At 68.8% G+C, this 11,655-nt stretch carries 10 protein-coding genes; 8 read left to right on the forward strand and 2 right to left on the reverse strand.

Annotated elements, in window-relative coordinates; all coding sequences use genetic code 11:
• Window positions 1-45 precede the first annotated feature (45 nt).
• A complete protein-coding gene (locus QRM96_RS16315; protein WP_285320261.1) occupies window positions 46-1,044 on the reverse strand; it encodes a LacI family DNA-binding transcriptional regulator in 999 nt (332 codons plus the stop codon).
• A 314-nt stretch (window positions 1,045-1,358) separates the two neighbouring features.
• Between QRM96_RS16315 and glnT the strand changes: the two genes are divergently transcribed.
• The 8 genes from glnT (at window position 1,359) to QRM96_RS16355 (ending at window position 10,449) form a co-directional block, all read left to right on the forward strand.
• The gene (gene glnT, locus QRM96_RS16320; RefSeq protein ID WP_285320262.1) at window positions 1,359-2,756 is read left to right on the forward strand and encodes a type III glutamate--ammonia ligase; all 1,398 of its coding nucleotides are present in this window, start codon (window positions 1,359-1,361) and stop codon (window positions 2,754-2,756) included.
• A gap of 24 nt (window positions 2,757-2,780) precedes the next feature.
• Window positions 2,781-3,689, forward strand: coding sequence for a class II glutamine amidotransferase domain-containing protein (locus QRM96_RS16325; protein ID WP_285320263.1), 909 nt, complete (start codon window positions 2,781-2,783; stop codon window positions 3,687-3,689).
• A complete protein-coding gene (locus tag QRM96_RS16330; RefSeq protein ID WP_285320264.1) occupies window positions 3,677-4,414 on the forward strand; it encodes a GltB/FmdC/FwdC-like GXGXG domain-containing protein in 738 nt (245 codons plus the stop codon). The genes QRM96_RS16325 and QRM96_RS16330 overlap by 13 nt, the downstream gene beginning before the upstream one ends.
• Window positions 4,415-4,423: 9 nt before the next feature.
• Entirely contained in the window at window positions 4,424-5,794 is a 1,371-nt protein-coding gene (locus QRM96_RS16335; protein WP_285320265.1) for an FMN-binding glutamate synthase family protein, read from the forward strand.
• Entirely contained in the window at window positions 5,794-6,954 is a 1,161-nt protein-coding gene (locus tag QRM96_RS16340) for an FAD-dependent oxidoreductase (protein ID WP_285320266.1), read from the forward strand. Before QRM96_RS16335 ends, QRM96_RS16340 begins: the two co-directional genes overlap by 1 nt.
• A gap of 11 nt (window positions 6,955-6,965) precedes the next feature.
• The gene (locus QRM96_RS16345; RefSeq protein ID WP_285320267.1) at window positions 6,966-8,237 is read left to right on the forward strand and encodes an allantoate amidohydrolase; all 1,272 of its coding nucleotides are present in this window, start codon (window positions 6,966-6,968) and stop codon (window positions 8,235-8,237) included.
• A 57-nt stretch (window positions 8,238-8,294) separates the two neighbouring features.
• The gene (locus QRM96_RS16350; RefSeq protein WP_285320268.1) at window positions 8,295-8,906 is read left to right on the forward strand and encodes a helix-turn-helix domain-containing protein; all 612 of its coding nucleotides are present in this window, start codon (window positions 8,295-8,297) and stop codon (window positions 8,904-8,906) included.
• A gap of 250 nt (window positions 8,907-9,156) precedes the next feature.
• A complete protein-coding gene (locus tag QRM96_RS16355) occupies window positions 9,157-10,449 on the forward strand; it encodes an ammonium transporter (RefSeq protein WP_018760789.1) in 1,293 nt (430 codons plus the stop codon).
• A gap of 151 nt (window positions 10,450-10,600) precedes the next feature.
• On the opposite strand, the gene QRM96_RS16360 is transcribed toward QRM96_RS16355, so the two are convergent.
• Complete coding sequence (locus QRM96_RS16360; RefSeq protein ID WP_155845096.1) at window positions 10,601-11,629, reverse strand: glycoside hydrolase family protein; 1,029 nt, start codon at window positions 11,627-11,629, stop codon at window positions 10,601-10,603.
• Window positions 11,630-11,655: the final 26 nt, after the last annotated feature.

The following is an 11,655-nucleotide window of genomic DNA, read 5'->3' on the forward strand; positions in this document are numbered from 1 at the left end:
ATTCCAAAAGCTTGTCAGGAAGAGCGCGGGGACGTCAACCCCCTGTCAGTTCTTCGTGGAGTCCCTGATGACCAGTTCGTGCGGGAGGAACATCCGGCCGCGGCGGTGCACCCCCGGCTCCGTCATCCGTTCCAGGAGTGCCCCAAACGCCACACGGCCCATCTCATAGGCGGGCTGCCGGATGGTGGTCAGTTCCGGAACGCACATCTCCGCCTGGATGGAATCGTCGAAGCCGGCAACCGCCACGGCCTCCGGAACCCGGAGGCCGGCGTCGGTGATTTCCCGGACGCAACCGGCCGCCACCGTGTCGCTGCCACAGAATACGGCGTCGGGAAGGTTGTCCGCGGCGAGGAGTTCGCGGGTGAGCCGACGGCCGGCGTGGAAGTCGAAGTCCCCGGCGGCAAAGAGGCTCTGTGCCGCCTCCAGGCCTGCCTCGGACAGCGCTTCGCGGAACCCCTGTTCGCGAAGCCGCCCGGACCGGGCCGCCCGGTTGCCGATCATGGCAAGCCGCCGGGCGCCGGTCCCGATGAGGTGCCGGGTGATGTCGCGGGCGGCCTGCCGGTCATCGATCGAGACGCCGAAGGCTGCTTCCGACTCCGCCACCTCGCACAACTGGACCACGCTCAGCTGGGTTGCAAGGGCTTCCACATCGTCGTCGGGCATGGTGGGCGAAAACAGGACCAGCCCGTCCACGGACCCGTTCCGGAGCATGTCCACCAATTGCTGTTCGCGATCCGGGCTTCCGGCGGTTGGGGCAATCAGGCTCACGTAGCCGGACCGTGCCGCGGCATCGCCCACCCCGCGGAAGGCTTCGCTGATGACCGGGGACTCAAGGTTCTTGGCGAGGGCCAGGATGCGCATGGTCCGGTCGCGGCGCAGGTCCCGGGCGGAGGCGAGCGGCCGGTAGTTGAGCTCCCGGATCGCCCCGGCCACCTTCTCACGGCTGGAGGCGCTCACCGCGGGACTGCCGTTGAGGACGCGGGAGACCGTGCCCACGGATACTCCCGCCGTTTTGGCGACGTCCTGCACGGTCGCTCGAGCCATTCCAGTGTGTCCTTCCGGGGCCGGGTCCTGCCGTGTTTGGGTGTTTTTCAGCTTAGCCGCCAGCCGGCCGCCGGCAGCGTGCCCGGCGTCACGCGGAGCACGCTTTCGTCCCGCCGCGGCGCCGTGTCCCGCACAAACCTGGCATTCCGCCGTCGGAAGCATCCGTAAAGCGTGCTCCGCGTGACGCCGCCCCGCGTCCACGGCCCCGAAACATGCAATTAACACGCCGGCCGGACGCGCGAAACGTCCCATTGGCTAACCTGATGCAACAAGGTTTACTCTTAGCTAACACCGACCCGGACAGGAATGTTTCGATGACCAGTGTCGCAACCCCTGCTGTAACCCCCGCGCCCGCACCCGCGCCCGCAGCCCGTGCGGATGCCGCCGGGATCTCCCTCAAGGACATCGCCCGCGCCCACGATGTCCGCTTCCTGCTGGCCACATTCGTGGACATGACCGGCAAGCCCTGCGCCAAGCTGGTCCCCGTGGAAGCCGCTGACCAACTCGAGGGCGGGGCCATGGGGTTTGCCGGCTACGCCGCGGGACTTATCGGCCAGAATCCCCAGGACGCCGACCTTATCGCGGTCCCGGACCTCGCGTCCTTCACCCCGGTGCCCTTCATCAAGGAAGGCCTGGCCATCGTCCACTGCGATCCCCACGTTGACGGCAAGCCGTGGCCCTACGCGCCGCGGGTCATCCTCAAAAACGCCCTTGCCCGCCTGGCGGACCACGGGATGCAGGCCAAGGTGGGCGCCGAGGTGGAGTACTTCCTGGTGAACAGGAACGACGACGGGACGTTGAGTACCGCCGACACCCGCGACGATTCGCCCCGCCCCTGCTACGACGCCCGCGGCGTGACCCGCATGTACGAGCACCTGGCCTCCATCAGCACGGCGATGAACAGCCTGGGCTGGGGCAACTACGCCAACGACCACGAGGACGCCGCCGGCCAGTTCGAGCAGAACTTCAACTATGCGGACGCCCTCACCACCGCAGACCGCGTCATCTCGCTCCGCTACATCCTGAACATCCTGGCCGAACAACGGGGCATGACCGCCACCTTCATGCCCAAACCGTTCACGGACCGCACCGGCACCGGGCTGCACTTCCACCTCTCGCTGTGGTCCGGTGCGGAGGCGCTGTTCCCGGCCGCAGGGGGAGCGGACGACGACGGCCGCGGCCTTGGGCTGTCAGGCCTCGCCTATTCGTTCATCGGCGGGATCCTGGACCACGCCCCGGCCCTGCAGGCCTTCCTCGCCCCCACCGTGAATTCCTACAAGCGCACCGGCGCCACGACGAGTTCATCGGGCGCCACCTGGTCGCCCCGGAAGGCGTCCTTCGGCGGGAACGACCGCACGCACATGATCCGCGTCCCGGACAACAACCGGATCGAGTTGCGCTCCGGCGACGGTTCGGCAAACCCCTACCTGGCCATCGCAGCAGCCATTGCGGCCGGCCTGGACGGGGTGGAGAGCTCCGCCGACCCCGGCATGCCGTCCGGCCCCGGCGAGTCCAAACCGGACGCCCACTTCCTGCCGGCCACCCTGCTGCACGCCGTCGAAGCACTCCGCCGGGACCCGGTGGTCCTGGCCAGCCTCAGCGGCGATCCGGAGATCGGCCTGTACTACGCCAACGCCAAGGAAGAGGAGTTCCTGAGCTGGCACAACCAGGTCAGCGACTGGGAAATCCGCACCTACCTCACCTCCATCTGATCCCTACTTAGCAAAGGATTTTCCATGTGCGGAATCGCCGCGCTGCAGCTGCGCAATCCCTCGCTGCACCCCCAAATGGGCGCCCTGCTGTCCTCGATGCTGTGCCAGATCGTGGACCGCGGCCCTGACTCCGCCGGCCTCGCTGTCTACAACACCCCCGGCCTGGTGTCGCCGGGCAGGTCCACCTTGAGCCTGCTGGGCCGGGACCAGGGCATGGCGACGGCGGCCATCACCGGCGGCGTCGCGGCGCTCCTGCCGTCGGATGCGGCACCAGCCGTGCAGGTGGTGGGCGACACCACGCTGGTGAGCGCCGCCGTCGGGACCGACCTGCTGGTGAAGGCCGTCTGCGAAACCGTGCCCGGTGCCACCATCATTGGACGGGGTGAGCATGTGGCCGTGATGAAGAGCGTGGGCCACCCGATGGAGATCGCCGCCGGGCACGGACTGGACGCCCTGGCCGGCAGCCAGGGCCTCTCCCACACCCGGATGGCCACCGAATCCGCCGTCACTGCCGGAGGCTCGCACCCCTTCTCCGTGGCCGACGACCTCTGCCTGGTGCACAACGGCTCGTTCTCCAACCACGCCACTGTCCGGCGTAACCTGAAGCGTGAGGGCGTGGTGTTCGACTCCGAGAATGACACGGAGGTGGGTGCCCGCTACGTGTCTTCCCGGCTGAAGCAGGGCGACACCCTCGAAGAGGCGCTGGTGAACCTGGGCAAGGTCCTGGACGGCTTCTACACCCTGGTGGTTACCACCGCGGACAGCATGGCCGTGGTCCGCGACCCCATCGCCTGCAAGCCGGCCATCATCGCCGAAACGGACGACTACGTGGCCATGGCCTCCGAATACCGCGCCCTGGCCGGACTGCCTGGCATCGGCGACGCCCGCATTTTTGAACCGGAACCCGGAAAGGTCTACACATGGTCACTCTGACAGCCCCCGAAGCCGCCGCGCCTGAAACAATTGCCACTGCCGCCGCAACGCCCGCGGTGCTCGACCTCGCAGAGGTCCCGGTCCGCGAACTGAACCAGGCCCTGCATGACGCCGTGGACGGGCAGTCCTGGACCGTCACCAATCCCGGCGGCAAGCACAGCCTGGCCGTCGGCATCGACGCGGACGTCGCCGTGACCATCGACGGCCATGCCGGGTATTACGCCGCGGGGATGCACCAAAAGGGGAGCGTGGCCATCAACGGCAATGCCGGCGTAGGACTGGCGGAGAACATCATGTCCGGCCGCGTCCACGTGAAGGGCGATGCGTCCCAGTCGGCGGGCGCCACCGGCCACGGCGGCCTGGTGGTCATCGACGGCAACGCCGGTGCGCGCTGCGGGATCTCCATGAAGGGCGTGGACATCGTGGTGGGCGGCAACATCGGCCACATGTCGGCGTTCATGGCGCAGGCCGGCCGGCTGGTGGTCTGCGGCGACGCCGGTGATGCCCTGGGCGACTCCATCTACGAGGCCCGGATCTACGTCAAAGGCTCTGTCGCCTCCCTGGGCGCCGACTGCGTCGAAAAACCGCTCCGCGAAGAGCACCTGGCCGAACTCGCGGAACTCCTCGCCGCCGCCGGCCGCACCGACAACCCCGCCGATTTCAAGCGCTACGGCTCCGCCAGGAACCTATACCACTTCCACGTCGACAACTCGACCGCCTACTAGGAGGCTCCCGTGACCATCACTTCCCTCCCCGCACCCGCACAGGCTCCTGCGCCCGCCCAAAACGCCGAACTTGGCCTGAGGGAGTCCGCCACCTTCGACCGCGCCACCATCGCAGACATCCAGCGCGCCGCCGCCACCGGCGTCTACGACATCCGCGGCTGGGGCGCCAAACGCAAAGTCCCGCACTTTGATGACCTGTTGTTCCTCGGCGCCTCCATGTCCCGCTATCCGCTGGAGGGCTACCGCGAAAAGTGCGACACCGACGTCATCCTCGGCGACCGCCACGCGAGCCGGCCGCTGCACCTGCAGACCCCGGTCACCATCGCCGGCATGAGCTTCGGCGCCCTGTCCGCGAACGCCAAAGAAGCTTTGGGCCGCGGCGCCAGCGAGGTGGGCACCTCCACCACCACGGGCGACGGCGGGATGACGCCGGAGGAGCGCGGCCAGTCCAAGCACCTGGTGTACCAGTACCTGCCGTCCCGCTACGGCATGAACCCGGACGACCTCCGCAAGGCCGACGCGATCGAGATTGTGCTCGGCCAGGGCGCCAAGCCCGGCGGCGGCGGCATGCTCCTGGGCCAGAAAATCACCGAACGCGTGGCCGGCATGCGTACCCTGCCGGTGGGTATCGACCAGCGCTCCGCCAGCCGACACCCGGACTGGACCGGCCCGGACGACCTGGAAATCAAGATCGGCGAACTCCGCGAGATCACCGACTGGAAGACCCCCATCTACGTCAAGGTCGGTGCCTCCCGGCCGTACTACGACACCGCGCTTGCCGTGAAGTCCGGCGCGGACGTCGTGGTGGTGGACGGGATGCAGGGCGGCACCGCCGCCACGCAGCAGGTGTTCATCGAGAACGTGGGGATCCCCACGCTGGCCGCCATCCCGCAGGCGGTCCAGGCCCTGCAGGAGCTCGGTGTGCACCGTAAGGTCCAGCTGATCGTTTCCGGCGGCATCCGCACCGGGGCAGATGTTGCCAAGGCCATGGCCCTGGGCGCGGACGCCGTCGCCATCGGCACCGCCGCGCTGATCGCGCTCGGCGACAACGACCCCCGCTACGCCGCCGAATACGCCGCCCTGGGCTCCGCGGCCGGTTTCTACGACGACTTCCAGGACGGCCGCGACCCCGCCGGCATCACCACCCAGGACCCGTCGCTTGCTTCACGGCTGGACCCGGTGGCCGCGGGACGCCGGCTGGCCAACTACCTCCGCGTGCTCACGATGGAAGCCCAGACCATCGCCCGGGCCTGCGGAAAATCGCACCTGCACAACCTGGAACCCGAGGACCTGGTGGCGCTCACCATCGAGGCTTCCGCCATGGCCCGGGTGCCGCTGGCCGGCACCAACTGGATCCCCGGAGCCCAGGGGAGCTTCTGATGACGGACCCGTCCGACTACGTGGTGGTGGGCGCGGGCCTTGCCGGCGCGGCCACCGCCTGGCAGCTGGCGTCCCGCGGCCACCAGGTCACGCTCCTGGAACGCGACGTCCCGGCCGCACATGACGGCAGTTCCCACGGCTCGGCACGCATCTTCCGCTACGCCTACCCGGACCTGTTCTACACCCGTGCCGTCCTGGAAGCGAAGGCACTCTGGGACGGACTCGCCGCCGAGGCCGGCACCGTACTGATCACCCCCGCCGGAGCGGTGGACTATGGCCAGAAGCGGAATCCGGCGCAGCTCGCCGAGGTACTCGGCGCCGCCGGAATCGACCACGAACTGCTGACCGCCGCCGACGCCCGGAACCGCTGGCCGCACATCGCGTTCGACACCGAGGTGCTTTGGCACCCCGGCGCCGGCGTGATCGACGCCGAAACCTCCGTGAACGTGATGGTGGACCTCGCCGTCCGCAACGGTGCCCGGGTCCTCACCGGCTGGAACGTGGCCGGCGTGGAAAACCACGGCACCGGCTACCGCGTGCGCTCGGCGGCCGGCAGGACCATCGACGCCGGCAACATCGTGGTCAGCGCCGGGGGCTGGTTGCCGCAGATGCTGGACTCGCTGCCGCTTCCGGCGGCCTTCCTGGCGGGACTGCCCGAATTCACCGTGCGGCAGGAGCAGGCCTTCCACTTCCGGTACAGGGATGACGACGGCGGCACGGGCGCGGGTGCCCCCGCCTGGCCCACCTTCATCCACAAAGCCTCCGGCATCCAGGCCTACGGGCTGCCCGGCGGGCGGGACGCCGGCTTTGCCGGGCAGAAAGTGGCCGAGTACAACGGCGGCCCGCGCATCCCGTCGGCAGCAGCCCAGACCGGCGCGGTGGACCCGGCCAACCGCGCCCGCGTAACGGAGTACGTCCGCCGCTACCTGCCTGGCCTGGACCCGGAACCGTACGCCGAAACCACCTGCCTGTTCACCAACACCCCCACCGAGGACTTCCTCATTGACCGGGCGGACAACCTCACCGTCGTCTCACCCTGCTCGGGCCACGGGGCAAAATTCGCGCCGGTGATCGGACAGTGGGCCGCGGATCTGGCCACCGGTGCCGGGTCAATTCCGGACCGTTTCCGGAGTGCATCCTCCCCGGCGCTGACCACGTAGAACGGAACATCGTGAGCCTTTTCCGAACAACAACTGAACCAGCCGTCCCCGCCGAAACCAGCGCACCCACCGTTACCGGGCTCCTGCAGGATATCTCCACCATCGGCCGGGACAACACCCGCGGCGGCTACTCCCGCCCTGTGTTCTCCACCGCCGAGACCGACCTGCGGGCCTGGTTCATCGAGCAGGCCGGCCGGCGCGGCCTCGATGTCCAAACCGACCACAACGGGATCATCTGGGCCTGGTGGGACACCGCAACAGGGGTGCGGGAGGACGCCGTCGCCACCGGCAGCCACCTCGATTCCGTTCCCGGCGGCGGTGCGTACGACGGGCCCCTGGGGGTTGCCTCGGCGCTGGTCGCCGTCGACCTTCTCAAAGCCCGGAACTTCCGGCCCCGGCGGCCGCTGGTGATCGCCGTCTTCCCGGAAGAGGAGGGGTCGCGGTTCGGTGTTGCCTGCCTCGGCTCACGGCTCCTTACCGGCCAACTGGACGCCACCAAAGCCCGCAACCTCAAGGACCCGGCCGGCAACACCTATGCCGAGGTGGCCGCCGCGAACGGCCAGGACCCCCGGTTCATCGGAGCGGACCACTCGGCCCTTCAGCGGCTCGGAATGTTCGTCGAGCTGCATGTGGAGCAGGGGAGGGGGCTGATCGACCTCCACCAGCCCGTGGCCATCGGATCATCCATCCTGGGGCATGGCCGCTGGAAGCTGGGCATCACGGGGGAGGGGAACCATGCCGGCACCACGCTCATGGCGGACCGCAAGGACCCCATGGTTGCCGCCGCCAAGGTGATGGTTTCCATCCGGGATACGGCCCGCAAATACCGGGACGCCCGGGCCACCGTGGGCAGGGTGCAGCCCGTCCCCGGCGGCACCAACGTCATCGCGTCCCGGGTGGACCTGTGGATCGACGTCCGCCACCCGGAGGACTCGGTCACCGCCGCACTGGTGGAGGCGATCGGACAGAACGCCCAGGTCCTCGCCGCGGAAGAAGGCTGCACAGCCAGCCTGGGTACGGAGTCGCTGAGTCCCACGGTGCATTTCGACGGCGGCCTCCGGGACCGGCTGCAGCAGCTCCTGCCTGCCGCCCCGGTGCTGGACACCGGCGCCGGCCACGACGCCGGTGTGCTGGCCGCACACCTGCCCACAGCCATGCTGTTTGTCCGCAACCCCACTGGCGTTTCGCATTCGCCGGACGAACTGGTCGACGACCGAGACGCCGAAGCCGGCGCACTTGCCCTGGCGGACTCCCTTGCGGGACTGCTGGGCGAGGCAGCGTGACCGGCCAGGACCGTCGTCGTACGCCGGGCCTCCCGCCGCCCGCCTAAGATGGCAAACATGACCGAAGAGGCCGGGGACCAGGCAGCCGAACAGCCCGCAGAGGACGTTGCCGGCCGGCTGGAGCAGGTCATCGCGGCGCAGGTCCGGCACTACCGCACGTCGGCCGGATTGTCGTCGGCCGAGCTCGCAGCCCGGACCGGCCTGTCCAAGGCCATGATCTCCCGGGTGGAAACCGCCACCACCTCCTGCTCCCTCACCACCTTGCAGCGGCTGGCCGACGGACTGAAGGTTCCCGTCACTGCTTTGTTCCGGGGCGCGGACACCGACCGGGACGCCACCTTCACCAAGAGCGGCCAGGGCAGCCTCACCGTCCGCAGCGGCACCCAGCACGGCCACGAATACCGCGTCCTGGGCACGTTGAAGGGCCGCAGCGACGCCATCGAACCCACGCTGGTGACCCTCACGGACGCTTCCGACGTCTTTCCCCTGTTCCAGCACCCGGGCACGGAGTTCATCTACATGCTCTCCGGCCGGATGGTCTACGGCCACGGGTCCTATGAGTACGTGATGGAGGCCGGGGACTCGCTGCTCCTGGACGGTGAAGGCCCACACGGCCCGCTGGAGTTGCTGGACCTTCCCATTCAGTTCCTGGCGGTCTCCGCCAAATAGCGCCGCCCGTGACGGGTGGCTCCTGCAGTAGCTTCCTGCGTGCTGCGTGACCCCTGAAACTCGCCTGTGGATGACCGAAACGATCATTTAACACACCGGAAACCCACCCGGGAATTGCCGCCATACAGTTGGAATCAGACGGCAACAGCCGCCCCACCCGCTGAACGTGGTTTCTCCGGCCACGTCCCTCCGCAGAGCGGCTCTGACGGCAAACGACCGTTCTCTCTTCGCATCACGAAAGGGGTTTCCCATGGATTCGGGAAATGTCGCTTGGATTTTGGCCAGCTCGGCGCTGGTGTGCATGATGATCCCCGCCCTGGCCCTGTTTTACGGGGGCATGGTGGGGTCGCGCCGCATTCTCAACATGATGATGATGTGCTTCGGCGGCGCCAGCCTGGTGGCCGTCCTCTGGGCCCTGTTCGGCTACTCGATGGCCTTCGGCAACTCCGTGGGCGGCCTGGGCCTGATCGGTGACGTCACCGAATTCCCCGGCATGGGGCAACTGCTGGCCAAGGATGATTCCGCGTCCATCCCCGTCATCCTGTTCGCAGCGTTCCAGCTGTTCTTCGCCTGCGTCACCACCGCACTGGTTGCCGGAGCCGCCGCCGGGCGGATGAAGTTCGGCGCCTGGATGGTGTTCGCCGGCATTTGGGCCACTGTGGTCTACTTCCCCATCGCGCACTGGGTGTTCGCGTTCGACTCTGCGGACGGCAGCACGGTGGGCGGCTGGATCGCCAACGGGATCAAGGCCATCGACTTCGCCGGCGGCACCGCGGTGCACATGAACGCCGGCGCTGCCGCCCTGGCCCTGGCCCTGGTCCTGGGCAAGAGCTCCGGCTGGCCGAAAATGGAACACACGAAGCCGCACAGCCGCCCCTTGGTCCTGGTGGGCGCAGGCCTGCTGTGGGTGGGCTGGTTCGGCTTCAACGCAGGCTCCGCGCTCGCCGCCGGCCAGTCCGCGGCCGTCGTCTTCCTCAACACCGCCGTCGCCGCCTCCGCCGGCCTGCTTGCCTGGGCCCTCGTGGAGCGGGTCCGCCACGGCGCCGCCACCAGCATGGGCGCCGCCTCGGGCCTGATCGCCGCGCTGGTGGCCATCACCCCGGCCTGTGGCGCCGTCAGCCCGCTGGGCGCCCTGGCCATCGGCGCCATCGCCGGGGCCGTCTGCTCGCTGGCCATCGAATGGAAGTTCCGCCTCGGCTTCGACGATTCGCTCGACGTCGTGGGCGTCCACCTGGTCGGCGGCATCCTGGGCACCCTGCTGATCGGCCTTTTCGCCACCGACAAGGCCCCGAACGGCGTCAGCGGCCTGTTCTACGGCGGCGGCTTCGACCTGCTCGGCGTCCAGGCGATCGCGACCGTCAGCGTCCTGGCCTACTCCTTCGGGATCACCTGGCTCCTGGCCAAGATCCTGGACAAGGCCATGGGGGGCCTGCGCATCAAGCCCGAGGACGAATTGCGCGGCATCGACCTCGCAGCCCACTCCGAGCTCGCCTACCTTACGGATGAGGACCCGGTGGAACTGGGCTCGCCGCAGCGGGTGTAACCGCCGCAACGCGCCGGGCGCCCGCCTGCTGGGGGCGGCGCCCGGTGGACGCTTCCGCGTCGCGGGTCCCAGCGCACGAGTCAGGGCCAAACCTTGGACCGGTGCCGGCAACCGCCGGCTTATAGTTCCAGGGTTTGGCCCTTCGGCGTGCCTACTGTTCCGTGCAGGCCAGGATGCCGCCGCGCACTTCGAGCACCGCGGCACGGACGTGGCTGAGGCGCGTCCGCGGGTCCGGCGACATGGTGCCGATGTCCTCACCGTCCCAGCAGGGATGCGTGAAGTAGACCAGCAGCGCCCGCTCCGCGCCGCCGTCGCCCGGGTCCCCGCCAAGCGGCACCACATCCGCGTGGCGTCCGACGACGGGCCGTCCGTCCCAGGACTCCGGCGCCGTGAGGATCAGCCCGCCCAGGTGCTCCTGCCGGGTCCAGTTTCCGGTGCCGTCCACCGAGCGGTACACCGCCTGGCCGCGCCATTCGTCCACGATCATCCAGTACCAGCCGCCCAGCACGAAGACCTTGGGGCCTTCGTGCGGCCGCCCCGGGATGGCCACCCCTTCAAGGACCCACGACGACGGATCATCCGGGGTGTCGCTGACCGCGCTGAAGGTATTGGAGCCGCGGGTTTCGTCCTTGTACCAAAGCCGGTACCGGCCGTCCCCGCACCCGGCGACGGCGGCGTCAATGACCCGCGGTGAATCCAGGTCCACAGCGCCCAGGTACTCCCACTTCGCCAGGTCATGGCTGGCGAACTGCACGATTTCAGCTTTCCCGCTCCAGTCCGTCCGCCGCCCGCCCAGCACCGTCAGGTACATGATCCACCGTTTGCCGATGCGGACGACGTCGGGAGCCCAGAGGGTTGCCGGTGGTTCCGTTCCGGGCGGGATGAGTCCCTCAACGGTGCCCTGGTAGCGCCAGGTGGCGCCGCCGTCGGACGACCTCGCAGCGCCGATGCCGGTCCCATGAACCCACTCGACGCCTGTCAGCCCGGGCGCTGTGGCGCGCCGCTGGGTGTAGAGGAGGACCCACTCACCGTTGAGGTGGTCGGCCACGAGGATGGGGTCCGTGGGTCCATCCCATACCGGATCCCGGTACGGGAGGGTGAAGGCGTCCGCGCGCAGGGGCGGTGCTGTCAGGGCAACGGTTTCCTGGGCGGCCGGCTGCTGGTGCACAGTCTTCTCCAACGTTGTAGTTTTGTGGTGGAGTCCAT

This window comes from Pseudarthrobacter sp. lyk4-40-TYG-27, from assembly GCF_030209295.1.
Classification (GTDB): domain Bacteria; phylum Actinomycetota; class Actinomycetes; order Actinomycetales; family Micrococcaceae; genus Arthrobacter.